At 69.2% G+C, this 21,818-nt stretch carries 25 protein-coding genes and 1 pseudogene; 15 read left to right on the plus strand and 11 right to left on the minus strand.

The window, feature by feature from the left end; all coding sequences use genetic code 11:
• The 7 genes from BN11_RS02095 to BN11_RS02125 all read left to right on the plus strand — a co-directional run.
• A partial coding sequence (locus BN11_RS02095; protein ID WP_053083971.1) for a S1C family serine protease occupies positions 1 to 648 on the plus strand: 648 nt, incomplete at its 5' end.
• A 16-nt stretch (positions 649 to 664) separates the two neighbouring features.
• Positions 665 to 1,714, plus strand: coding sequence for an AAA family ATPase (locus BN11_RS02100; protein ID WP_048693838.1), 1,050 nt, complete (start codon positions 665 to 667; stop codon positions 1,712 to 1,714).
• Positions 1,693 to 2,586: a DUF58 domain-containing protein gene (locus BN11_RS02105; protein WP_048693841.1), complete on the plus strand. Its 894-nt coding sequence runs from the start codon at positions 1,693 to 1,695 to the stop codon at positions 2,584 to 2,586. The genes BN11_RS02100 and BN11_RS02105 overlap by 22 nt, the downstream gene beginning before the upstream one ends.
• The gene (locus BN11_RS02110; RefSeq protein WP_048693844.1) at positions 2,583 to 3,575 is read left to right on the plus strand and encodes a VWA domain-containing protein; all 993 of its coding nucleotides are present in this window, start codon (positions 2,583 to 2,585) and stop codon (positions 3,573 to 3,575) included. Before BN11_RS02105 ends, BN11_RS02110 begins: the two co-directional genes overlap by 4 nt.
• Positions 3,572 to 4,666: a VWA domain-containing protein gene (locus tag BN11_RS02115; protein ID WP_048693847.1), complete on the plus strand. Its 1,095-nt coding sequence runs from the start codon at positions 3,572 to 3,574 to the stop codon at positions 4,664 to 4,666. Before BN11_RS02110 ends, BN11_RS02115 begins: the two co-directional genes overlap by 4 nt.
• Before the next feature lie 104 nt (positions 4,667 to 4,770).
• The gene (locus tag BN11_RS02120; RefSeq protein ID WP_235435327.1) at positions 4,771 to 5,001 is read left to right on the plus strand and encodes a FitA-like ribbon-helix-helix domain-containing protein; all 231 of its coding nucleotides are present in this window, start codon (positions 4,771 to 4,773) and stop codon (positions 4,999 to 5,001) included.
• Complete coding sequence (locus BN11_RS02125) at positions 4,998 to 5,417, plus strand: PIN domain-containing protein (RefSeq protein WP_048693855.1); 420 nt, start codon at positions 4,998 to 5,000, stop codon at positions 5,415 to 5,417. The genes BN11_RS02120 and BN11_RS02125 overlap by 4 nt, the downstream gene beginning before the upstream one ends.
• Before the next feature lie 152 nt (positions 5,418 to 5,569).
• On the opposite strand, the gene hflX is transcribed toward BN11_RS02125, so the two are convergent.
• Positions 5,570 to 7,033, minus strand: coding sequence for a GTPase HflX (gene hflX, locus BN11_RS02130; protein ID WP_048693859.1), 1,464 nt, complete (start codon positions 7,031 to 7,033; stop codon positions 5,570 to 5,572).
• A gap of 89 nt (positions 7,034 to 7,122) precedes the next feature.
• On the opposite strand from hflX, the gene BN11_RS02135 reads away from it, so the two are divergent.
• Complete coding sequence (locus BN11_RS02135; protein WP_048693862.1) at positions 7,123 to 7,743, plus strand: hypothetical protein; 621 nt, start codon at positions 7,123 to 7,125, stop codon at positions 7,741 to 7,743.
• Positions 7,744 to 7,773: 30 nt separating this feature from the next.
• On the opposite strand, the gene BN11_RS02140 is transcribed toward BN11_RS02135, so the two are convergent.
• The 5 genes from BN11_RS02140 to BN11_RS02160 all read right to left on the minus strand — a co-directional run bounded on the left by BN11_RS02140 (position 7,774) and on the right by BN11_RS02160 (position 12,658).
• Positions 7,774 to 8,172, minus strand: a complete 399-nt coding sequence (locus tag BN11_RS02140) for a GtrA family protein (RefSeq protein WP_083433458.1) — start codon at positions 8,170 to 8,172, stop codon at positions 7,774 to 7,776.
• A gap of 55 nt (positions 8,173 to 8,227) precedes the next feature.
• Positions 8,228 to 9,931 (minus strand): hypothetical protein, encoded by a 1,704-nt coding sequence (locus BN11_RS02145; protein ID WP_048693867.1) that lies wholly within the window; start codon positions 9,929 to 9,931, stop codon positions 8,228 to 8,230.
• Positions 9,932 to 10,066: 135 nt separating this feature from the next.
• Positions 10,067 to 10,474 (minus strand): SRPBCC domain-containing protein, encoded by a 408-nt coding sequence (locus BN11_RS02150; protein WP_048693869.1) that lies wholly within the window; start codon positions 10,472 to 10,474, stop codon positions 10,067 to 10,069.
• Positions 10,471 to 10,797 (minus strand): ArsR/SmtB family transcription factor, encoded by a 327-nt coding sequence (locus tag BN11_RS02155; protein ID WP_048693871.1) that lies wholly within the window; start codon positions 10,795 to 10,797, stop codon positions 10,471 to 10,473. The genes BN11_RS02150 and BN11_RS02155 overlap by 4 nt, the downstream gene beginning before the upstream one ends.
• A 121-nt stretch (positions 10,798 to 10,918) precedes the next feature.
• Positions 10,919 to 12,658 (minus strand): glycerol-3-phosphate dehydrogenase/oxidase, encoded by a 1,740-nt coding sequence (locus BN11_RS02160; RefSeq protein WP_048693876.1) that lies wholly within the window; start codon positions 12,656 to 12,658, stop codon positions 10,919 to 10,921.
• 74 nt (positions 12,659 to 12,732) lie between these two features.
• Between BN11_RS02160 and glpK the strand changes: the two genes are divergently transcribed.
• Positions 12,733 to 14,256 (plus strand): glycerol kinase GlpK, encoded by a 1,524-nt coding sequence (gene glpK, locus BN11_RS02165; RefSeq protein WP_048700612.1) that lies wholly within the window; start codon positions 12,733 to 12,735, stop codon positions 14,254 to 14,256.
• Positions 14,257 to 14,292: 36 nt separating this feature from the next.
• On the plus strand, positions 14,293 to 14,901 hold the full coding sequence (locus BN11_RS02170; RefSeq protein WP_048693880.1) for a class I SAM-dependent methyltransferase: 609 nt from the start codon (positions 14,293 to 14,295) through the stop codon (positions 14,899 to 14,901).
• On the opposite strand, the gene dapF is transcribed toward BN11_RS02170, so the two are convergent.
• The 3 genes from dapF to def are packed head-to-tail and all read right to left on the minus strand — an operon-like array spanning position 14,898 to position 17,293.
• Entirely contained in the window at positions 14,898 to 15,761 is an 864-nt protein-coding gene (dapF, locus tag BN11_RS02175) for a diaminopimelate epimerase (protein ID WP_048693885.1), read from the minus strand. The genes BN11_RS02170 and dapF overlap by 4 nt on opposite strands.
• Before the next feature lie 21 nt (positions 15,762 to 15,782).
• Positions 15,783 to 16,700: a tRNA (adenosine(37)-N6)-dimethylallyltransferase MiaA gene (gene miaA / locus BN11_RS02180; protein ID WP_048700614.1), complete on the minus strand. Its 918-nt coding sequence runs from the start codon at positions 16,698 to 16,700 to the stop codon at positions 15,783 to 15,785.
• A gap of 14 nt (positions 16,701 to 16,714) precedes the next feature.
• Entirely contained in the window at positions 16,715 to 17,293 is a 579-nt protein-coding gene (def, locus tag BN11_RS02185) for a peptide deformylase (RefSeq protein WP_048700617.1), read from the minus strand.
• Between the two features lie 143 nt (positions 17,294 to 17,436).
• Here def and BN11_RS02190 point away from each other — a divergent pair, with 143 nt between their 5' ends.
• Positions 17,437 to 17,625: an antitoxin gene (locus tag BN11_RS02190; RefSeq protein WP_048693889.1), complete on the plus strand. Its 189-nt coding sequence runs from the start codon at positions 17,437 to 17,439 to the stop codon at positions 17,623 to 17,625.
• Between the two features lie 204 nt (positions 17,626 to 17,829).
• Positions 17,830 to 18,102, plus strand: coding sequence for a hypothetical protein (locus BN11_RS02195; RefSeq protein WP_048693892.1), 273 nt, complete (start codon positions 17,830 to 17,832; stop codon positions 18,100 to 18,102).
• A gap of 146 nt (positions 18,103 to 18,248) precedes the next feature.
• Here BN11_RS02195 and BN11_RS25555 read toward each other — a convergent pair whose 3' ends face one another.
• Both BN11_RS25555 and miaB read right to left on the minus strand, forming a co-directional pair.
• A complete protein-coding gene (locus BN11_RS25555; protein ID WP_268807068.1) occupies positions 18,249 to 18,380 on the minus strand; it encodes a hypothetical protein in 132 nt (43 codons plus the stop codon).
• Between the two features lie 270 nt (positions 18,381 to 18,650).
• Positions 18,651 to 20,168 carry a tRNA (N6-isopentenyl adenosine(37)-C2)-methylthiotransferase MiaB gene (miaB, locus tag BN11_RS02200; protein WP_048693896.1) on the minus strand — a complete coding sequence of 506 codons (1,518 nt, stop codon included), beginning with the start codon at positions 20,166 to 20,168 and terminating at the stop codon, positions 18,651 to 18,653.
• 68 nt (positions 20,169 to 20,236) lie between these two features.
• Between miaB and BN11_RS02205 the strand changes: the two genes are divergently transcribed.
• From BN11_RS02205 to BN11_RS02215, 3 genes and pseudogenes are all read left to right on the plus strand, one after another.
• Positions 20,237 to 20,998, plus strand: coding sequence for a LamB/YcsF family protein (locus tag BN11_RS02205; RefSeq protein ID WP_048700619.1), 762 nt, complete (start codon positions 20,237 to 20,239; stop codon positions 20,996 to 20,998).
• A 1-nt stretch (position 20,999) separates the two neighbouring features.
• The gene (locus BN11_RS02210) at positions 21,000 to 21,617 is read left to right on the plus strand and encodes a 5-oxoprolinase subunit B family protein (RefSeq protein ID WP_048693899.1); all 618 of its coding nucleotides are present in this window, start codon (positions 21,000 to 21,002) and stop codon (positions 21,615 to 21,617) included.
• Positions 21,614 to 21,818 (plus strand): annotated as a pseudogene (locus BN11_RS02215) (hypothetical protein); the annotation flags it as partial. The gene BN11_RS02210 and the pseudogene BN11_RS02215, both read left to right, overlap by 4 nt.

The raw sequence follows: 21,818 nt of genomic DNA on the forward strand, positions 1-21,818 counted from the left end.
GCGCGGGCCGCTGCCAGCCCGCTCGTCGAGCAGGCCACGAAGGAACAGGCGAGCCGGCCGCCGGCGGCGGTCGCGGCATACGAAAAGATCCATCCCTCCCTCGTGGTCATCCGCACCCGCGGCAAGAACGGCCTGGGCACCGGCTTCGTCGCCAATGCCAACGGGACGATCCTGACGGCATACCACGTCATCGACGGCGCCTCCACGATCGAGCTGACCTTCGCCGACGGCACCAAGACGACCGGGAAGGTGGCCGGCCAGGAGCCGGAAAAGGACCTGGCGACCTTGACCCCCGCCCGGCTGCCCGAGGTCCTCGTGCCCGCCACCTTGGGCGAGCCCGGGCCGGTCGGCACCCCGGTGCATGCCGCCGGCAATCCGCTGGGCCTGACCTTCTCCTTCTCCTCCGGCGTCATCTCGGCCCTCGGCCGCAATATCGACGCCGGTTCGGTGACCCTGAAGGACCTGATCCAGTTCGACACCGCCGTCAACCCCGGCAACTCGGGCGGGCCTCTCCTCGATGACGCGGGCCGGGTCGTCGGTGTCGTCACCGCGCTCGCCAACCCCTCTGACCAATCGTTCTTCGTCGGCATCGGATTCGCCGTGCCGATCACGGCCGCCGGCGGCTCCGTCGGCGCGGCCCCGATGTGACCCGACCGAAGCCGACATGACAGAACCGGAGACCCGCGTGGACAGTCCCTCGAGCGACCGCCTCACCGCCCGCCCGCTGGAACAGACCCTCTATGAGGTCAAGAAGACGATCGTCGGGCAGGACGAGTTGTTGCAGAAGATGATCGTTGCGCTGCTGGCGCGCGGGCACCTGCTCGTCGAAGGTGTCCCGGGCCTGGCCAAGACGCTGGCGATCAAGGCGCTCGCCGAGGCGATCGGCGGAGTCTTCCAGCGTATCCAGTTCACCCCAGACCTCGTGCCGGCCGATGTCGTCGGCACGCGGATCTACAACCAGCAGAGCGGGGAGTTCCAGGTCTCGCTCGGCCCGGTCTTCGCCAATCTCGTCCTCGCCGACGAGATCAACCGGGCCCCGGCCAAGGTGCAGTCCGCGTTGCTGGAGGTCATGCAGGAGCGGCAGGTGACGATCGGCCGCGAGACCTATCCGTCGCCCAAGCCGTTCCTCGTCATGGCGACCCAGAACCCCATCGAGTCCGAGGGCACCTACCCGTTGCCGGAGGCGCAGGTCGACCGGTTCATGATGAAGGTCAAGGTCGGATATCCCTCTGCCCCTGAGGAGTTCGTCGTCGTCGAGCGGATGATGGGCATCGGCGAGAAGACGCAGAAGGTGATGGAGCCCGACCAGCTGGCGCGGCTGCAGGAGGCCGCCGACGCGATCTATGTCGACCCGGGGATCATCCAGTATGCGGTGCGCCTCGCCGGCGCGACGCGCAGCCCGGCTCTCGTCGGGCTGCCCGATCTGACCCGGCTGGTGACTTTCGGTGCCAGTCCCCGTGCGTCGATCAATATGGTGCTCGCCGCGCGGGCGTTGGCGTTCCTGCGCGGGCGCGAGTACGCGATCCCGGAGGATGCCCGCGACCTGGCGCTCGACGTGCTGCGCCACCGGCTCGTGCTGTCCTATGAGGCGCTGGCCGACAATGTCGATCCGGACGACATCGTGCGTTCGATCATCGCCGCCGTCCCCCTGCCGGACATCCAGGCTCGCGTCCCCGATCGTGAGCAGGTGCAATGGCAGCAGACCCGCACCTGACTCCCGCTGCCCTGCTGCAGCGGATCGAGTGGACCGTCCTGCGCCGCCTCGACGGGGCGTTGCAGGGCGACTTCGCCACGCTCTTTCGCGGTGAGGGCATCGATTTCCAGGAGTTGCGGGAATACGTCCCCGGTGACGACCTGCGCCGGATCGACTGGAATGTCACGGCCCGGATGGACACACCGTATGTCCGTGACTATGCCGAGGATCGCGATCTGACGGCCTGGCTGCTCCTCGACCGGTCCTCGTCCATGGCGTTCGGTCCCTCGGAGCGGGGCAAGGACGACGTGCTGGTCGAGCTCGTGGCCTGCTTCGCGCACCTTTTCGGGCGCGGCGGCAACAAGGTGGGTGCGATCGTGTTCGACGACGGCCCGTTGGTGACGATCCCGCCCCGCAGCGGGCGCGTGCAGTCGCTGCGGCTGGTTCACGAGGTGCTCTCTCGGCAGCCGCATTCGACGGCCACGACGGATCTCGCGGCGCTCTTGCGTGCCGGCGTGGGGGTCATCCGGCAGCGTTCGCTCGTCATCGTCGTCTCCGACTTCATCTCAGCGCCCGGGTGGGAGCGTCCGCTGTGCCAGCTCGCCGAGCGGCACGATGTCGTCGTCGTCCAGATCACCGATCCACTCGAGTCGGAGTTGCCCGACGTGGGGATCATTTCGTTGCAGGACAACGAGACCGGCGAACAGGTGCTCGTCGACACCAGCGACGACGGGTTCCGGTCCCGGATGCGCGAACTCGCCGACGAGCAGCAGCGAGCGCTCACCGCCGCGGTCCGCTCGGCGGGGATCACGCTGCATACCGTCTCCACTGCGGAGGACCTCGGCGGGGCGTTCGTGCGGATGGCGACGAGACGGAAGCTGGCTCGGCGATGACCTTCGAGATCCCGCTCGCGCTGTGCGCCCTGATCGTCCTGCCGCTGCTGGTACTGACCTATCGCTCCCAATGGGGTCGGGCCCGACGGGGCCGGGAAGCGTTGGCCCGCACGGGGCTTCGCCAGGTCGGGAGCGTCGAGACCAGCCGCTGGCGACACGTCGCCCCCGGCCTGCTGCTCGCCTCGCTCGGCACTCTCATCGTCGCGGCTGCGGCACCGGCGTCCGTGCTGACGATCACCAAACCGGAAGGCACGGTGATCCTCGCCTTCGACGTCTCCAACAGCATGCGCGCCGAGGACCTCGAACCGGACCGGCTGACAGCGGCCAAGACAGCGGCCAAGGCCTTCGTCGCGAAGCAACCGTCGTCGGTGCGGATCGGCCTTGTCGCCTTCTCCGACACCGGAATCGTCACCCAGCAGCCGAGCGACGACCCGGCGACGGTGAGCCAGGCGATCGACCGGATGGCCCCGCACGGTGGCACCTCTTTGGGGCAGGGCATCTTCGCCGCGCTGCAGGCGATCACCGACGGCCGGCTGCGGGCCGATCCCGAGAAGCTGGCCGAGGATCCCGAGAGCATCGACATCGGCTATCACGGCGAGGCCTCGATCATCCTGCTCTCGGACGGGCAGGACCAGTCGGATGTCGATCCGCTCGCCATGGCCCGGCTCGCGTCGGTTGCCGGCGTGCGGATCGACACGGTCGGCCTAGGCAGCGCCGAAGGCACCGAGGTGACGGTCAACGGGGTGACTCAGCAGACCGCGCTCGACGCGGCCGTGTTGACCGAGATCGCCAAGACGGCGGACGGGGTCTATCACCCGGCCCAGGATGCCGCTGCCTTGACCGAGATCTACGACAGCATCGAGCTGGTCGACAAGCCACGCCGTGAATTGAGCGGTCTCGCACCGTATTTCATGATCGCCGCCGCCCTGCTGGCGGCAGCGGCGATGGGGTTGTCGCTCGTGCGCTCCGGGCGGGTGATCGCCTCATGACGTTCACGTGGCCTGCGGCGCTGATGCTCCTCACGCTCGTTCCCATCCTGCTCATCCTCTATGTCTGGGCCCAACGCCGGCGCCGCGCCGCGGCCATTCAGCACTCCAATGTGTCGCTCGTGCGGGCGGCGGTCGGCGCGCGGCGACGTCACTGGACGCGACACCTGCCGCTGGCGGCGATGCTGCTCGGATTGACGGCGCTGGGCGTCGGGGCGGCCCGCCCGACGATGGCGATGACGGTGCCACAGAACCGGACCTCGATCATCGTCGCGCTCGATGTGTCCCGTTCGATGTGCTCGGTCGACGTCGACCCGAACCGGTTCAGCGCGGCCAAGAAGGCACTGCGCGAGTTCGTGGCGGCCCAGGATCCGGACACCCGCATCGGGCTGATCGCCTTCGCGGGCTATGCCGAAATGGTGTCACCGCCGTCCACGGACCGCGGCCAGCTCGAGGCGACCCTGGACGCGCTGCCGACCGGACGTGGCACGGCCATCGGCGCGGCCATCCTGCGTTCGGTCGACGCGATCGCCAGCATCAACCCCAAGGTCGCCCCGGTGGGCCCCGACGAGGCGCCCGAGCCGCCGGAGGAGCAGCAGTTCCCGTTGCCCGCACCCGACCTGAGCACCGTCAAGCCGCCGACGACCGAACCCATCGCCGACGTCGTCGTCCTCTTGACGGACGGCGCGAACACCCGCGGGGTGCTGCCGATGGATGCCGCTGCCGTGGCGGCGAAACGCGGAATCCGGGTCTACCCCATCGGTTTCGGCACCACGCAGCCCACCCAGATGGTGTGCACCCGCGATCAGCTCGGCGCCGACGCCTACTCCGAGGGCGGCGCATACGGCCGCGGCAACGCCGCCCAGTTCCTCGTCGTCGACGAGCCGACGCTCGAGGGTGTGGCCAAGGCGACCGGCGCGACATACTCCCCGGCGACCAACAGCGCGGAGTTGTCCGAGAGTCTCGCCGATGTCCCCAAGAACATCGTCCTGACGACCGAGAGGGTCGAACTCTCCCCCGCCTTCGCCGCCGGCGGCGCCCTGTTGCTCCTCCTCGGGGTCTTGATCGCCTCCCGGCAACGCGTCTTCCCCTGACCGCGGCCATCCCGCCCCTTTACGGCAAGACGTGCCTTTCGATGGCGAGTGATATCATCGACTCTTGATTGATATCAAGATCCTTGGGGGTTCCGATGCCGGCCATGACCATTCGCAATCTCTCGGACGCCACACACAACGCCCTGAAGGCGCGGGCCAAGCGCAACGGCCGGAGTGCGGAAGCCGAAGTCCGAGCGATCATCGATGCTGCGGTCGCTCCCGCTGAGGCGCGTGGATTGGGCTCCTTGCTCGCGGAGATCGGCGCGCAGGCCGGAGGCATCGAGTTGGAGATCGAGCGCGACCGGACGGCGCGCGAGCCGCTCGACTTCGCATGATTCTGCTCGACACCAATGTCGTCTCCGAACCACTACGGCCACAACCTGATTCGCGGGCGGTGCAGTGGCTGGACGCACAAGTCCACGAGACCCTCTACCTCTCGACGATCACCATCGCGGAGATGCGGTTCGGAATCGCCGCCCTCCCGGCGGGCAGGCGCCGGCGAATCCTGAGCGAGCGCTTCGAGGGCGAGGTCATGCCGTTGTTTCACGGCCGGATCCTCGCGTTCGACGAACTGGCCGCCAAGGCTTACGCCCGCATCCGTGCACGCGCTCGGCAGCGCGGCCGCGGCCTCGGCGACTTCGACGCTCTCATCGCCGCCATCGCGGACGCGAACGGCCTCACCGTGGCGTCCCGGGACACCGGGCCGTTCGTCGTCGCCGGCGTCCCGGTCATCAACCCTCTCACGCCCTGACCCCGCCCCACCCCCTCATCCCCGTCGCGAGCGCACGACACGCCGTAAAGAACGGGGCGGATTCACCTGCATCGAGATGCTCCTATTGACACGCAATAGGAGCATCAGACCCCGTGTCGCGCACTCTCGACGGTGGCGTGGTGGTGGGTTCGTCAGGAGGCGAAGGCGGCCAAGTCGGCGGCGAGATCGGGGCCGACGAGGGCCACGACATATGTCCCGTCCTCGCGGTGCTCGGTCTCGGCGATCTCGCCCGACTCGTGGATCCGAGACATCAGGTCGCCACGGGCATACGGGACAGTGGCGACGACGCGCACGGACGGGCGGGGCAGTTCGTCGGCGATCAGCTCGATGAGTTCGGCGATGCCGGCGCCCGTGTGAGCAGAGACGGCGATGGCGTGCTTCTCGTGCCGCAGGATCCGGTCGACGACCTCGGGATCGGCGATATCGGCCTTGTTGACGACGATGACCTCCTTGACATCCGCCGCGTCCACATCAGCGAGAACCGCACGCACCGCGCTGATCTGCCCCTCGGGGTCGGGGTGGGACCCGTCGACGACGTGCAGCAGCAGGTCGGCATCGGCCACCTCCTCCAAAGTGGAGCGGAAGGCGTCGATCAACTCGTGCGGCAGCTGCCGGACGAACCCGACGGTGTCGGTGAGGGTGAATTCGCGGCCGTCCGGGGTCTCGGCGCGGCGGACGGTGGTGTCGAGGGTGGCGAAGAGCTGGTTCTCGACGAGAACGCCCGCGCCGGTGAGGCGGTTCAGGATCGAGGACTTGCCGGCGTTGGTGTATCCGGCGATGGCGACGCTCGGCGTGCCGTGCGCCTTGCGGGAGTGGCGCTTGGTGTCGCGGTGGGTCTTCATGTCGCGGATATCCCTGCGCAACTTCGCGATTCGCGAGTTGATGCGGCGCCGGTCGAGCTCGATCTTCGTCTCACCAGGGCCGCGGGAGCCGATGCCCTCCCCGCCGGCGACCCGGCCACCGGCCTGACGTGACATCGACTCACCCCAGCCACGCAGGCGCGGCAGGAGATATTGCAGCTGGGCCAGCTCGACCTGCGCCTTGCCCTCGCGGGACTTGGCGTGCTGGGCGAAGATGTCGAGGATCAGCGCGGTCCGGTCGATGACCTTGACCTTGACGATGTCCTCGAGCGCGCGGCGCTGGGACGGCGCCAGTTCGGAGTCGCACACGACCGTGTCGGCGCCTTCGGCGATGACAACGTCGCGCAATTCCTGTGCCTTGCCGGAGCCGAGCCAGGTGCCGGGATCGGGGCGCTGCCGACGCTGCATCAGCCCCGCGAGCACGGTCGATCCGGCCGTCTCGGCGAGCGCGGCCAACTCGCGCAGGGAGTTCTCGGCGTCTTCCGCGGCGCCCTCGGTCCAGACTCCGGCGAGGACGACCCGTTCGAGCCGCAGCTGGCGGTACTCGACCTCGGTGATGTCCTCGAGCTCCGTCGAGAGTCCTTCGACGCGCTGCAGCGCCGCGCGCTCCTCGCGATCGAACTGATCGCCGTCGCGGTCGTCGTGGTCGTATGTCGTGCCGGCCAGCGCCTCCGCAGGGCGGGCCAGGATGTCGTCGGCGTCGTCGCCGCGCAGATCGTCAAGAGGTTCAGTCATCGTTCTCCCAGGTTCTCACGATGCCAACGCGCTGAGCCACCTGGTTATTCGGGCACTCGTGATCCGATCCGGTTGCCTACCGTTGTCGTATGACAGTGCTGCCGCGCCGCGTCGTGATCGGCGCCGCCATCGCGGCGCCTGCTTCGCTGCTCACCGGCTGCCAGAAAGAGGACACGCGCGCCCAGCCCGTGTTGAGCAAGGTCGACCAGATCGTCATCGCCGACGTCCTCGACGAGTCGACCGCGACCGGGATGACCGTGCGGCCCACGAGCATCATCTGGAGCGCCGGCGAGGCGTGGGCCGGCGACGAACTCTTCCCCATCCCCGATCTCCCGCTCGCCGAGACGCGGGTGGATCCCGGCCGGTCCGCAGACAGACCGGAAACCGGCGAGCGGGCCATGCTGCTGCTTGCCCACCCCGCACCCGACTGGAAGATCCAGCTCGTCGCCAAGATCCAGCTCGTCGCCGAACCTGACACCGCGGCGATAGCGGGCACGAGCACGGCGGCCGACAACGCCCGCGAGGCCGTGGCCGCGGGCATGACGATCCGAGGCGCTGACGCCGACCAGCTCGCCGTCTTGATCGAACTGATCGAAGGCGCCCGAGGGATCGAGGACGCCGAGAACGGACACGGCGATCCGGCCGGCGCAGGCGGCCTGATGAAGGAGGTCCTCCCCCACTTGTCGCAGGAGGCGGGCGGCCCCGGCTGACGCTCCCTAGGCACGCGTGCCGCAGCCCCCCTACTCGCGCCCGAACACCCAGCGCCGCTGGACCTGATAGCCGATCACGAAGAGCACGCCGTCGACGAGCACCTTCGCCCACACGACGTGCCCCGCCAACAGCGCGGACATGCCGGTCGTACACAGGCTGGAGGCCGCCAGGATCGCCGCCACGAGCGCGAAGTAGCGCAGCGCCGATCCGGGACGGACGAACACCAAATGCCGGTTTACGGCGTAGTTGACGGCGGAGGAGATGGCTCGGGCGCCTACTGTCGCGGTCGCCACGGCGGCGAGGTAGGAGCGGCCGCCGAAGCCGGCGTCGATGATCACGGCGAAAGCGGTCAGGTCGACCAGGGCGGCCAATCCGGACGAGGCGCAGTAGGCGACGACGCGCGCGACGACGGTGCGGTAGTTGATGATCGAGGGTACGTCGCGCTCGCGCGGCTCGACGACGTGGAGCGACCGGGCGGGTTGGTCATCGCTGCATCACCACCGGCACGGTGTCAGTGACGGGATATCCCGACGCCCGCAGGTATGCCGCGGCCCGCGGCGAACGGTCCACGACGGCTACGTAGTCGCAAGCGGGAGGGATCGGCCCGCCGGCGCGATCCGGCACGGGCGTGGACACGACATCGTCCGCCAGACTCACGTAGCGCACGAGGTAACGCAGGTATCCGCTCGGGTGGTCGCCGTAGAGGCAGATCTCGGAGCCGGGTGGCACCGACACGGTGGCGAAGGCGCTCTCCACCCGGTCCCGGAGGGTCCCGTCGACCGGGCTCCACAGCGGCCGCGGCCAGGAGGTGACGAGAAGGGAGACCACACCGCCCAGTCCCATCACGAATGCGCCCGCCGACCGGGACGGTCTCGTCTGCTCGGCGAGATGCGCCCCGACGATCAGCGCAGCCGCCGCCAGCACGAGGTGCAGTGTGCTCAGATAGCGGTCGAAGCTTGCCAGCTGCAAGGCCTCCAGCGCCGGCATGGACAGCACGTAGACGGCATACTGCCCGCCGAGGAAGAGCACCGACACCAGCGCCGCCCCACCCATCGCCACCGCCGCGCGACGCGGCCGGTGCCGGACTCGTCCGGCGACGGCCAGCGCGAGGGCGAGCCCGGCGAGAGCGAGCCACAGCAACTGATCGCCGCGGACGGCGGTGAGGAAGAGGTCGTGGATCTGCGCGCGCACCTCGGGGGTCTTCTCCGCGAGCATCTCGCGCACTTGCTCCCTCGAGAAGGAGTGTTTGCTGTCCGGCAGGCCCGCGAACGCGGTCGCCGTATGCCGCCGCCACGCCGCCCAGGTCAGCCCGGCACCGAGCGCGGGAGCGAGCAGCGACAGGGCGCGCTGCCACGGTGAGGCGGCCCGCAGCACCAGACCCGTCAGGCACAGGACGATCACCCAGAAGACGCCGGTCTGCTTGGTCGCGACGAGCGCCGCACACAGCACCGCGAGAGGGAACGCCGCCCGGCCGACGTTGCCGCGACATGCTGAAATCGTCACCAGCCCGACGATGGTCCAGGCGGCAAGCACATTGTCGACGAGCAGGGTGTCCAGGCGCGGGCCGTGCAGGAGGAAGGCAACGACGAGTGCGGCCACCCCGACCAATCCCGCCCACCGGCGACGCGGCGTGAGGGCGAGGATGCTGACGCACGCGGTCGCCAGGATGTAGCCCTGGGCGAGCATCATCTGCCACTCTCGGCCACCGAGGAGCCGAGCCACGGCATACTCCCAGCTCGCTGTCCCGAGCGGGTAGGTGTGGAAGCCCACGATCGTGTCCGTGGCGGTGGGGAAACGGTCCTGACGCAGCATGAACCGGACGACCAGGCCCCAGTGACTGAAGTTGTCGTAGTGCAGCAGGCGGGCGCCGGGCAGGATCCATACGAGAGCGGCGGTGAGCACGGCAAGGACGACCACCGACGGATCGATCACGTGTCCGAGCAGAGCCTGGCGCCCACGCCGGACCTCGATCCCGAGCAGGAAACCACCCACACCGACGATGACGAAGGGGGCGAGCGACAAGGCACCGGCCAGTCCGCATGCGAAGGCCAGGATCAGTTGCAGTGCCACGGCAACGGCCGGGGCGACCGCGGTGGGGACGCGAGCTGTGCGACGCAACGCTCCGATGAAGCCGAGCTGAGCCACGCCGAGCAGGAGTGCGCCGGCGATCGGCAAGATCTGCGCCACCGCACCTCCCGGACGCGGCGCATGACCGTGGCGACCGCGTCTGGGGCGAGCGTACCCCGAGGGTTTCGCGGTCAGCGGACCTCGGCCGGGTATCGCCCTAATCCTGTGAAACCGACAGCGCCTCGTAGCGTGGTATCAATTCGCGCCAACGCTGTTGCGCCGGAACAGGTTCGCGGCCGGCAACATGCGCAGCCAGGCCTTCGGCGTGCATCTGCACACCCGCGCCGTATGCCGCCAGCTGAGCCACGGGGATGCCGCTCTCGACGATGACGAGGTCTCGATGCGAAAGTGATGGGGAGGGTCGCACTCGCGCACCCGGCCGACCCCCTCCCACCCGGAGGTGAAGAAGGCGGCGCGGAACTCGCCACCGAGGCGCAGCTCGCCGTCGACGGTGCCGATCCAGCGGGCCAGCCAGTCGGGTTCGGTCAGGGCCGACCAAAGATCGTCCATACCGGTGTCGTAGGTGTCCTGGACGCGCACCGACCCGCTGTCGCCATCGGGGTGCAGGGTCCCCAGGACGCGGTCGTTCTTGGCTTGGGTCATGGCGTGCTCCTTCGGTCGCGTGTGCCGCGGGCGATTTCGGTATGCAGTGCGTCGAGCCGCTGCTCCCACCTCGCCCGATAGGTGGTGAGCCAGTCCTCCACCTCGGTGAGGGGGTCGGGTTGCAGGCGGTAGATCCGCCGCTGCGCATCGGCCTCGACGGTGACGAGCCCGGCCTCGCGCAGCACGCGCAGGTGCCTGGAGACCCCCGGCCGGGCGATGGGGAGGAGGTCGGCCAGTTCGGTGACCGTCCGCGGGCGCTCGGCGAGCGCCTCGAGCATGGTGCGCCGGCTCTCGTCCGCGAGTGCTCGCAGTGCCGCTTCCATCCTGTTAATGTACCGAAGTGGTTACGTACCCGTCGAGGTACATCCTGGCCCATAGCCATTCCGAGGGGAAAGAACTGCTATCTCGACGGGTCGAGTCGTCATCTCGACGGTGGGGGGTGGCTCAGTCGGAGAGTTCGGGATCGGGGTCGGGCACCATGGCGGTGATGTTCAGGCGGGCGTCGCGGGCGGAGGTGCGCTCGGCGTTGGCCTCGCGATCGTCGGACATCTGCTGGCTCTCGAGTTCGGCCATGACGCGCTGGGCATACAACTGCACCTCCATGGCGGTCCGCGCCTCGTCCCAGCCCAACACCGGGGCCACAAGCTCGGCCACTGCCTGAGCCGAATCCACTCCGCGAGAGAGGGTTTCGATGGAAGCCCGGGTGCGGCGGGCGAGCAGGTCATCAAGGTGCAGGGCACCCTCGTGTGTGACGCCATAGAGGATCTCGACCTTGAGGTATTCCTCGGCGCCCGGCACCGCCTCATACAGCGTCGGGTCGCCCTCGGCGAGTTCGAAGACCTCGTCGACGAGGGACCCGTAGCGGCCGAGAAGGTGCGTGAGGCGCCATACCGGCAGGTCGACCTTGCGGGAGAGGCGGTCGATCTGGTTCATCAGCGCGGGATAGCCGTCGGCGCCGAGCAGCGGGATGTGCTCGGTGACGCTGTCGGCCACGCCCGGGCCGATGTCCTCGCGGGCGGCGTCGATGGCGTCGGCGGCCATGACGCGGTATGTCGTGTACTTGCCGCCGGCGATCGAGATCAGGCCGGGCTGGGGCCGGGCGACAGCGTGTTCGCGGGAGAGCTGGGAGGTCTGCTCGTCCTCGCCGGAGAGCAGGGGCCGCAGCCCGGCATACACGCCCTGGATGTCGGCGTGGGTCACCGGGTGGGTGAGCACCGAATTGACTTGCTCGAGAAGGTAATCGATGTCTGCCTGACTCGCCGCTGGGTGGGCCAGGTCGAAGGTCCAGTCGGTGTCCGTGGTGCCGATGATCCAGTGCGTGCCCCAGGGCAGGACGAAGAGCACCGACGTCTCGGTGCGCAGGATCAGGCCCACTTCGGAGTTGATCCGGTCGCGGGCGATGACGATGTGCACGCCTTTGGAGGCCCGGACGTTGAAGCGGCCGCGGCCGCCGGCGAGGGTCTGGATCGCGTCGGTCCAGACGCCGGTGCAGTTGACCACGACGGACGCCTTGACGGTGGTGCGGGCGCCGGTCTCGATGTCCTCGACCACGGCCCCGGTGATCCGCTCCCCCGCCCTGGTCAGCTCGACCACCTGGGCGGAGTTGAGCACCGTGGCGCCGTATGCCGCGGCCGTGCGGGCGACGGTCAGGGTGTGCCGCGCGTCGTCCATCTGCCCGTCGTAGTAGAGCAGCGCGCCGGTGAGCGCGTCCTTTCGCAACGCGGGCACCAGGCGCAACGCGCCGTTGCGGCTGAGCTGCTTGTGCCCCGGGACCGAGCGGGCGCCGCCCATGGTGTCGTACAGCGTCAGCCCGGCGGTGACATAGGGCCGCTCCCAGCCGCGGTGGCTGAGCGGGTAGAGGATCGGGACCGGTTTGACCAGGTGCGGCGCGAGGCGGGTCAGGGCGAGTTCGCGCTCCTTGAGGGCCTCCCGGACGAGTTGGAAGTCCATCTGCTCCAGATAGCGCACGCCGCCGTGCATGAGCTTGCTGGAGCGGGAGGAGGTGCCGGAGGCGAAGTCACGCTGTTCGACCAGGGCGACCGAGAGCCCTCGGGTGGCCGCGTCCAGGGCGGCACCGCTGCCGGTCACCCCGCCGCCGATCACGAGGACGTCGAACTCGCGCTGCCCGAGCCGAGTCCAGGCCTTGGCGCGATAGGACGGATCCATCCGCGGTGGTGTCGCCATGGCCGCATTGTGTCAAGACGGTTAGGGTGCCGACGGATCAAGACGACGTGATCGAGGCGACGGAGGGCCTACTCGTGACCGAGGCCACATACATCCTGGCGATCGACCAGGGGACGACGAGCACCCGTGCCATCCTCTTCGATCGCGCCGGCAGCGTGGTCGCGGTCGACCAGCGCGAGCACGAGCAGATCTTCCCCCGCCCGGGCTGGGTCGAGCACGACGGACTGGAGATTTGGGAGAACACCCGGATGGTGGTCGGCGGGGTGCTCGGCAAGGCGAACGTCAACCGGGGGGCCGTGGCCGCCGTCGGCATCACCAACCAGCGCGAGACCACCTTGGTTTGGGAGAAGGAGACGGGGCGGCCGATCGCGAATGCGGTTGTCTGGCAGGACACCCGGACAGGGCGGCTGGTGGAGGAGCTGGCCGGTGACGCAGGCCCACGGCGGTATGCGGCGCAGACCGGTCTCCCGCTCGCCACCTATTTCGCCGGGCCCAAGATCCGCTGGCTGCTCGATCACGTCGACGGCGCGCGGGAGCGCGCCGAGGCCGGGGAACTGCTCTTCGGGACGATGGACACCTGGATCCTGTGGAATCTCACCGGCGGGCCCGACGGCGGTCTGCACCTGACGGACGTGACGAACGCCAGCCGTACCCTCTTGATGGATCTGCGCTCCCTGCAATGGGATCCGGCGCTCTGCGCGGCCCTCGGCGTCCCGATGGGGATGTTGCCTCAGATCCGCTCCTCCAGCGAGGTGTATGGGCAGTGCCACCCCGGCATCCTCGACGGCGTCCCGATCGCGGGCATCCTCGGCGACCAGCAGGCCGCCACCTTCGGCCAGGGCTGCCTGGAGCGCGGCAGCGCCAAGAACACTTACGGCACCGGCAATTTCATGTTGCTCAACACCGGCACCGACATCGTGGCCTCCGACAACGGGCTGCTGACGACCGTCTGTTATCAGCTGGGCGACCAGCCGGCCGTGTATGCGCTGGAGGGGTCCATCGCGGTCACCGGCTCCCTCATCCAGTGGCTGCGCGACAACCTCGGCCTCATCCCCTCCGCACCCGAGGTCGAAGGCCTTGCCCTGTCGGTCGCGGACAACGGCGGAACCTACTTCGTGCCGGCCTTCTCCGGCCTGTTCGCGCCCTACTGGCGCCCGGACGCCCGCGGCGCGATCGTCGGGCTGACCCGGTTCGTCACCAAGGGGCACATCGCGCGCGCCGCCCTGGAGTCCACGGCATACCAGACCCATGACGTGCTGCAGGCGATGAACGCCGATTCCGGTGTGCCGCTGCGAGAATTGAAGGTCGACGGCGGGATGACGGCCAATGACACCCTGATGCAGTTCCAGGCCGACATCCTCGGCGTCGACGTCATCCGGCCCAAGGTGGCCGAGACGACGGCCCTGGGTGCGGCCTATGCCGCCGGGCTCGCGGTGGGCTATTGGGGATCGACCGGCGACATCCTCGCCAACTGGCAGGAGGACCGGCGCTGGTCGGCCGGCATGGAGCCGGCCGAGCGTGACCGTTTGCTGCGCGGGTGGGCCAAGGCCGTGCACCGCGCGCTCGACTGGGTCGACGACGACGTCGAGCAAGGCTGATCGGGCGCACAGGACTCGAGGCAGAGGCACATCCACATGACAGGCGACGTCGAGCACTATTTCACCGCACAACCGGCGAGCCCCGCACAGCTGCGTGAGCGATCCGTGGCGCTCGCGGGCAAATCGATCAATGTCGTTGTGGCAGCAGGGGTTTTCTCCCCCGACGGGGTGGATCGAGGCACGGCTGTCCTGCTGAACGAGGTGCCGGACCCGCCCGGTGTCGGCACCTTCCTCGACCTCGGCTGCGGCTGGGGCCCGATCGCCCTGACTCTCGCGCTGCGCTCTCCTGGCGCGATCGTCTATGGCGTCGACGTCAACGAGCGCGCGCTGGATCTGCTGCGCCGCAACGCCTCTCGCCACGGGCTGTCGTGGATTCGCGCGGTTGCACCCGACGCGGTCCCCGCAGATGTGCGCTTCGACCTGATCTGGTCCAACCCGCCGATCCGGATCGGCAAGGCCGCGCTGCACGAGCTGCTCCAGAGCTGGTTGCCGAGGCTTGCGCCGGGCGGCACCGCATACCTCGTCGTCGCGAAACAGCTCGGCGCGGACTCGCTGCAGAAATGGATCGCGAAGCAGTGGCCGGACTTCGCCGTGGACCGGTACGCCAGCGACAAGGGCTTCCGGGTCCTGCGCGTGCAGGGCTAGATCTGCACGGTGCCGTCGGCGACGAGGACGGCAGGCCCCGAGAGCTCGACGTGGTTGTCCGGCAACAGCCGGACCTGGAGCCGGCCGCCCGGGACGTCGACGATCCACGGCTCGTGGCCGTCGAGGTCTCCGGCCCACAGGTGGGTCGCGATGGCCGCGGCGCAGATGCCGGTGCCGCACGACTCGGTCTCGCCGACTCCACGCTCGTGCACGCGCATCCGAATATGCCCGCGCCCCAACGGTTTCACGAACTCGACATTGGTGCCGGCCACCGGGTTCGGGTTGACCTGCGGCGCCGTCGTGAGGTCGAGTTCGTCGAGGTCGACGGACGGCGGGACGGCGACGACCGTATGCGGATTCCCGAGATCGAGACGCAGCGCGGAGAACGGCTGGTGGCCGTCGACGTGGACGAGGGCGTCCATGCCGTCGGCCGCCTCGGACTCGTCCTCATAACGCCAGCTGCCCATGTCGACGATGACGGTGTCATCGCCACCGAAGCGCACCCGCTTGACGCCGCCGCGGGTGGCCACGCCGAAGCCCTCCGCCGGGGCGAGTCCCTCGCGCCGCAGATAGAGCGCGAAGACCCGAACCCCGTTGCCGCACATCTCAGCCACGCTGCCGTCGGCATTGCGATAGTCCATGAACCACGCGGCGTCGTCCGCTTGGGCGCGCACCTCGTCCTCACGGGCGCTGCTCGTCGGGGCGATCCGGATCACCCCGTCGCCGCCGATGCCGGATCGCCGGTCCGCGAGGGCCGCTGCCATGGCTGCGGTCAGGGCGAATTCCCCGTCGCGGTCGTCGAGGAGCACGAAGTCGTTGCGGGTGCCATGACCCTTGGTGAAGCGCACCGTCCTCGACATGGCGACATTGTCCCGTATCGCTCAGGTGGCCGCGGAATCCAGGAGCCGCAGCACCGCGTCGGTCAGGCCGGGGTCGTCGGCCGGCATCCAGTGGATGCGCGGATCCGGCCGGAACCAGCTCTCCTGGCGACGCACCAGCCGCCGGGTCGCCGTGATCGTCTCGGCGATCGCCTCATCCTCGCGAAGGTTCCCGTCCAGTTGCGCCAGCGCTTGTTGATAGCCGATGGCCGCGCGCGCGGTCCTGCCCTCGCGCAGGCCGGCCGCAACCAGCCGCTCGACCTCGTCGATCAGTCCGTCGGCCCACATCTGCTCGGTCCGCCGGCCGATCCGCTCGTCGAGGCGGTCGCGCTCCAGGTGTAGGCCGACCATGACCGTTGCCCGGCGGTAGGTTCGCCGCGGCAGGGCCGCGAGGAATGGGCCGCCGGTCAGCTCGTTGACCTCGAGGGCCCGGACGATACGCCGCACATTGGTCGGTAGGATCTGCTGCGCCGCAACGGGATCCACTCTGGCCAGTTCGGAATGCGCGGCCTCGGCACCGTGCGCCGCGGCATACGCCTCCCACCGCGCGCGCACGTCCGGATCCGTGGGCGGGATGTCGAGGGCGTCGAGGGCGGCGCGGACATACAATCCGCTCCCACCGACAAGCAAGGGTATGCCGCCCCGCTCGCTGATCCCGTCGAGGTCGCGTCGGCTTTCCCGTTGGTAGACAGCGACGCTCGCCTCGTCGGTCACGTCGAGGATGTCGAGTTGGTGGTGCGGTATGCCGCGCCGCTCCCCCACCGGGAGCTTGGCCGTGCCGATGTCCATCCCGCGATAGAGCTGCATCGCGTCGGCGTTGACGATCTCCGCGCCGATGCGCTCGGCGAGATCGAGCGCCAGCGCGGATTTCCCGGTCGCCGTCGCCCCGACCACGGCCACGACGGGGTGCGCGGACGGCATACCGCCCGGCGTCATCAGCTGTCGTGCCCGAAGGGATCGGGATCGACACCAGGCATCCACGTCTTGCCGGCGGCCCCCCAGCCCTCACCGCGAATCGCCTTGCGCGCCTTCTTCTTCCACTTCTCGTCGAGCCGGTCGACATAGAGGAAACCGTTGAGGTGGTCGTATTCGTGCTGCATGCACCGGGCGAACCAGCCGGTTGCCGTGAAGGCCAGCTCGTTGCCGTTGCGGTCGACACCCGTGACGTCCGCGCGGTCCCCGCGTGTGAGGGGGAAGTGCAGGCCCGGCACGGACAGGCAGCCTTCGGCGTCGTCGTGCTTGTCCGGATCGCCGTCGGGCGGACGGGTCGCGCGCACGAAGGGATTGACGATCACGCCGATCTCGGGCACGCCGTCCTCGTTGGCCAAGTGCCACGTGAAGACGCGCAGCCCGACTCCCACCTGCGGGGCAGCGAGCCCGGCGCCATGGGCGGCGGCCTGAGTCTCGAGCATGTCGTCGATGAGAGTCTGCAGCTCAGGGCCGAAGTCGGTGACGACCTCGGCCCGGCGGTGCAGCACCGGCTCTCCGGTGATGGTGATGGGGCGCACGGACATGGTCACCATTGTCCGGCACGCGTGCCGTGCGAAGTCACAGAAGTTTCTCCGGCCCCAGGCATGGCCAACGGTCATGACACCTGTCTAGAGTGTTCCTACGCGATCGCCGGCCGGCATCGTGAGTCGGGCGGAAGGAGTCACGCATGGGTTTGCTGGACGACGTCAAGGGCAAGGTCGACGACCTCGTGAGCCAGAACCCCGACAAGGTCGAAGAGCTCAGCGACCAGGGCATCGCGAAGGCCACCGAAGTGGCCGACAGCGCATCTGGTGGCAAATTTGGCGAGCAGATCGACGCAGCCGGCCAGAAGGCCGACGAGGCCATCGGCGAGTAGTCGCCCCACACGACGCCGCGAGCGGGCCCTGGTGCACCAGGGCCCGCTCTCTTATGCCCGGAACTGGGCACTTTGTCCGGCCACCCGAAAGGGTGAGGAATGGCCTCCCCTTAAGGTCACGCCAAGGCGTGCTGAGCGTGTAGACATGGCGCTACCGGGGTCGGCACCGAGGCGGACCCCATCGAACCACCAAGGAGTTGTGTCGTGGGTTTCCTCGATGACATGAAGGACAAGGCGAGCGACGTGCTCGACTCCGCGAAGGACGCCGTGAGCGGCGCTGCCGACGCCACGGGCGACGCGGTCGACAATGCCGCCGACACAGCCGGCAACGCCTGGGATGCGACCAAGGACGCCGCGGGCGACACGGTCGACAACGCCCAGGCCGACGTCCAGGGCGACTGGTCCGACGCCAACGACGCGGCCACCGACGCCTGGAACGACGCCACCGACGGCGAGGGCGACGGCCTGACCAATTAGCGCCCGCGGCTCGGTGAACGTTGCCGGCCTGCCTCCGCTCGGTCAGCCCTCGGCAGCCTCGATCGCCGCCGCCACCAGATCAGCCGCCACGTCGACACCGATCTGGTCCCCGACGCGTCTATCCCTTTCCGAGATGGCGACGCCGATCAAAACGAGTGCGGCCGCGCGGTGGCGCGTTCGTCGTTGAGGTCCACGCAGCGTCCGATCTCGGCAAGCAGGTTGGCGTCGTCGCGCCACTGGTGTTGGTCGCCGGTCTGCACATCGTCTGACGTCGGCACGCTACCCATTCTCGCAGGCTCGCAACTTCTCGGGCGGTCAGCGGCCGGCCCCCGGCGGAAGCGATCCTGTCCGATGATGAAGACCCCGGGAGGAGGGTAGGGCTCATAGACGCCCGGTCGATCTGCTGGCGCGACGGCGCGGGCTAGGTGCCCCTTTCCGAGTTGTCGGCCGGCAAGTTGTCCACGCTGACGCCGAACAGACGAGCCATCGCTGTGGCTTGGCGGTCGTCCGATATGCCCGGCCCCGGCTGGTGCGCTTCACCAGGGGCGTCAGCTACCGCAGATCGGAGCCGTCACCGGCGGCGGGGCGCCGATCGACGGCATGCCCAAGGACACCGCCGGTTTGGCCGAAACGCCCTCTGCCGCAGCCACGTCGAGCGCTGCCCAGGCGTCCCCTCCAGAGGTGCGGCGCACGGCATACAACCCGCCCCGCACACCCGAGTCCGCGATGAGGTGGTGGGGCGCGCCGTAGGTGACCTCGACGGCGACGAGGTCGCCGGGGCGAGCGCGCTCGGCACCGTCGGGGATCGCGAAATGCACCAGACGGTTGTCGCGGGCGCGGCCGGACATACGCGCGGTCGCCTGGTCCTTGCGGCCCTCACCGGGCGCGACGAGCACCTCGACGCCGCGGCCCTCCTGGGTGCGATTCTCGGCCCAGGAGATCTCTTCCTGCAGGGCGATGAGGCGGTCGAAACGTTCTTGCACAACGGCTTTGGGGATCTGGTCGGGCATGGTCGCCGCGGGCGTGCCGGGGCGGATCGAGTACTGGAAGGTGAACGCCGAGGAGAAGCGGGATGCCTCGACAACGCGCAGGGTCTCGGCGAAGTCCGCCTCGGTCTCACCGGGGAACCCCACGATGAGGTCGGTCGTGATGGCGGCGTGCGGGATCTGGGCGCGGACCGCGTCGAGGATGCCGAGGAACTTCTCGCTGCGATAGCTGCGGCGCATGGCCTTCAACACCCGATCCGAACCGGACTGCAGCGGCATGTGCAATTGCGGCATAACGTTCGGCGTCGACGCCATCGCCTCGATGACATCCTCGGTGAAAGCGGCGGGGTGGGGGCTGGTGAAGCGCACTCGCTCCAGGCCCTCGATGTCGCCGCACGCGCGCAGCAGTTTGGCGAAGGCGCCCCGATCACCGAACTCGACGCCGTAGGTGTTGACATTCTGGCCGAGCAGCGTGACCTCGATAACCCCTTGGGAGACAAGGGCTTCGATCTCCGCGAGGATCTCGCCGGGACGACGGTCCTGCTCCTTGCCGCGCAGGCTCGGCACGATGCAGAAGGTGCACGTGTTGTTGCAGCCCACCGAGATCGACACCCAGCCGGCATACGCACTGTCGCGGCGCGTCGGCAGCGTCGAGGGGAACACCTCGAGAGCTTCGAGGATCTCCACCTCGGCCTGCTTGTTGTGCCGGGCCCGGTCCAGCAGGGCCGGCAGCGAGCCGATGTTGTGGGTGCCGAAGACGACATCGACCCATGGCGCACGTTTGACGATGGTGCCGCGGTCCTTCTGCGCGAGGCAGCCGCCGACGGCGATCTGCAGGTCCGGCTTCTTCAGCTTCGCCTGACGCAGGGTGCCGAGATTGCCATAGAGCTTGTTGTCCGCGTTCTCCCGGACCGCGCACGTGTTGAAGACGACGACGTCGGCGACCTCGGGCCGCTCCCCCACCGGCAGCGACTCGATGTCGACATAGCCCGCCGACTCGAGCAGGCCGGACAGGCGCTCGGAGTCGTGGACGTTCATCTGGCACCCGTGGGTGCGGACGTCGTAATACATCTGGCTCATAGCACCGTCAAGGGTACGTGCTCGCGGGCGACCGGCCGTTCCCGTTCGAGTGCGGCGACAATGGTGCCGTGACCACGATCGATCTCAACGCCGACCTCGGGGAGGGCTTCGGGCGCTGGACGCTGACGGACGACGCCGGCCTGCTCGACGTCATCACGAGCGCCAATGTCGCGTGCGGCTACCACGCCGGGGATCCGCAGACGATGGATCGGGTCTGCCGCATCGCCGCCGAGCGTGGCGTGGCCATCGGCGCCCAGGTCTCCTATCGCGATCTCGCAGGATTCGGGCGGCGGTTCATCGACACCGACCCCGCCGACCTGGAGGCCGATGTGCTCTACCAGGTCGGGGCGCTGGAGGCCTTCGCCCGTGCCGCCGGCACCCGGGTCGCCTACGTCAAACCCCACGGGGCGCTGTACAACGCGGTCGTGCACCACGAGGCGCAGGCCGCTGCGGTGGTCGCCGCCGTGCAGCGGTATGACGGTCAGCTCGACCTCCTGGGGCTGCCCGGATCTCGCCTGCTCGCCCTGGCGGGCGAGGCCGGGTTGCGTGCTGTCGCAGAGGGTTTCGTCGACCGGGCTTACACCGCAGACGGAACCCTGCTGCCGCGCAACGAATCCGGCGCCATCGTCGCCGAGGCCGGGCGTCCGGCACGGGCGGTGCGCCTGGCGATGGACCAGCGGGTCGACACCGTCGCCGGGGGCGAGATCCCGATGAGGGTGGAAAGCCTGTGCGTCCACGGCGACTCACCGGACGCGGTCGCCACGGCCCGCGACGTCCGTGCCGCGCTCGAATCCGCTGGGGCCGCCATTCGCGCCTTCGTCGCCGAGTGAGATGGAGATCCTGCCCTGCGGCGCAGAAGCGCTTCTCGTGGAATGTGATTCGCTCGTTGACGCTCTCGCCCTCGACGCCGTCATGATCCCCACCGCGCTCCCGGGAGTGATCGAGACGGTCCCAGCCGCCCGGAGTGTGCTGATCCACTTCGACCCAACCCGTACCAGCGCCGATTTCGTTGCCGCACAGGTGCGTCGCCTCTCGACTACGGCCACGGGAGTCGAGCCGGCGAGCCGAGTCGTCGAGATCGACCTGGCCTACGACGGTCCCGACCTCGCCGCGGTGGCGCAACTCCTCGGCGTGGACCGGGAGGAGGTGATCGCGCGGCATACCGCGACCGAATGGCGTTGCGGCTTCGTGGGTTTCGCTCCGGGGTTCCCCTATCTTGTCGGCGGCGGCGACCTGCTGCGGGTGCCCAGGCACGCCGAGCCGCGGGTCAGCGTGCCGGCCGGATCGGTCGCGCTCGCCGGCGAATACTGCGGCATCTATCCCCGCACCTCCCCCGGCGGGTGGCAACTCATCGGCACCACACGCGCGCCGCTGTGGGATCTCACGCGCACCGAGCCGGCGCTCATCACCCCCGGCGCCCGCGTCCGTTTCGTCCCGGTGCAGACATGAGCCGCGGCTTCCGGGTGGTCGAGCCGGGTCTGCTGGCGTCGGTGCAGGACCTCGGTCGCCCCGGCTATGCCCGGCTCGGCGTCAGCCGCGGCGGGGCCGCCGACCGGGGGGCGCTGCGGCTGGCCAATCGCCTCGTCGGCAACGCGGAGGATGCGGCCGGGATCGAGGTCACGGCGGGTGGCTTCAGCGGGTATGCCGAGT

This window comes from Nostocoides australiense Ben110 (assembly GCF_001050535.1).
GTDB lineage: Bacteria > Actinomycetota > Actinomycetes > Actinomycetales > Dermatophilaceae > Nostocoides_A > Nostocoides_A australiense.

Bases quoted from the DNA above. Each gene is read 5' to 3' on its own strand.
- BN11_RS02100 (WP_048693838.1), top strand. From the start codon at position 665: ATGACAGAACCGGAGACCCGCGTGGACAGTCCCTCGAGCGACCGCCTC.
- BN11_RS02105 (WP_048693841.1), top strand. From the start codon at position 1,693: ATGGCAGCAGACCCGCACCTGACTCCCGCTGCCCTGCTGCAGCGGATC.
- BN11_RS02110 (WP_048693844.1), top strand. From the start codon at position 2,583: ATGACCTTCGAGATCCCGCTCGCGCTGTGCGCCCTGATCGTCCTGCCG.
- BN11_RS02115 (WP_048693847.1), top strand. From the start codon at position 3,572: ATGACGTTCACGTGGCCTGCGGCGCTGATGCTCCTCACGCTCGTTCCC.
- BN11_RS02120 (WP_235435327.1), top strand. From the start codon at position 4,771: ATGACCATTCGCAATCTCTCGGACGCCACACACAACGCCCTGAAGGCG.
- BN11_RS02125 (WP_048693855.1), top strand. From the start codon at position 4,998: ATGATTCTGCTCGACACCAATGTCGTCTCCGAACCACTACGGCCACAA.
- hflX (WP_048693859.1), bottom strand. From the start codon at position 7,033: ATGACTGAACCTCTTGACGATCTGCGCGGCGACGACGCCGACGACATC.
- BN11_RS02135 (WP_048693862.1), top strand. From the start codon at position 7,123: ATGACAGTGCTGCCGCGCCGCGTCGTGATCGGCGCCGCCATCGCGGCG.
- BN11_RS02150 (WP_048693869.1), bottom strand. From the start codon at position 10,474: ATGACCCAAGCCAAGAACGACCGCGTCCTGGGGACCCTGCACCCCGAT.
- BN11_RS02155 (WP_048693871.1), bottom strand. From the start codon at position 10,797: ATGGAAGCGGCACTGCGAGCACTCGCGGACGAGAGCCGGCGCACCATG.
- BN11_RS02160 (WP_048693876.1), bottom strand. From the start codon at position 12,658: ATGGCGACACCACCGCGGATGGATCCGTCCTATCGCGCCAAGGCCTGG.
- BN11_RS02170 (WP_048693880.1), top strand. From the start codon at position 14,293: ATGACAGGCGACGTCGAGCACTATTTCACCGCACAACCGGCGAGCCCC.
- dapF (WP_048693885.1), bottom strand. From the start codon at position 15,761: ATGTCGAGGACGGTGCGCTTCACCAAGGGTCATGGCACCCGCAACGAC.
- miaA (WP_048700614.1), bottom strand. From the start codon at position 16,700: ATGCCGTCCGCGCACCCCGTCGTGGCCGTGGTCGGGGCGACGGCGACC.
- def (WP_048700617.1), bottom strand. From the start codon at position 17,293: ATGTCCGTGCGCCCCATCACCATCACCGGAGAGCCGGTGCTGCACCGC.
- BN11_RS02190 (WP_048693889.1), top strand. From the start codon at position 17,437: ATGGGTTTGCTGGACGACGTCAAGGGCAAGGTCGACGACCTCGTGAGC.
- miaB (WP_048693896.1), bottom strand. From the start codon at position 20,168: ATGAGCCAGATGTATTACGACGTCCGCACCCACGGGTGCCAGATGAAC.
- BN11_RS02210 (WP_048693899.1), top strand. From the start codon at position 21,000: ATGGAGATCCTGCCCTGCGGCGCAGAAGCGCTTCTCGTGGAATGTGAT.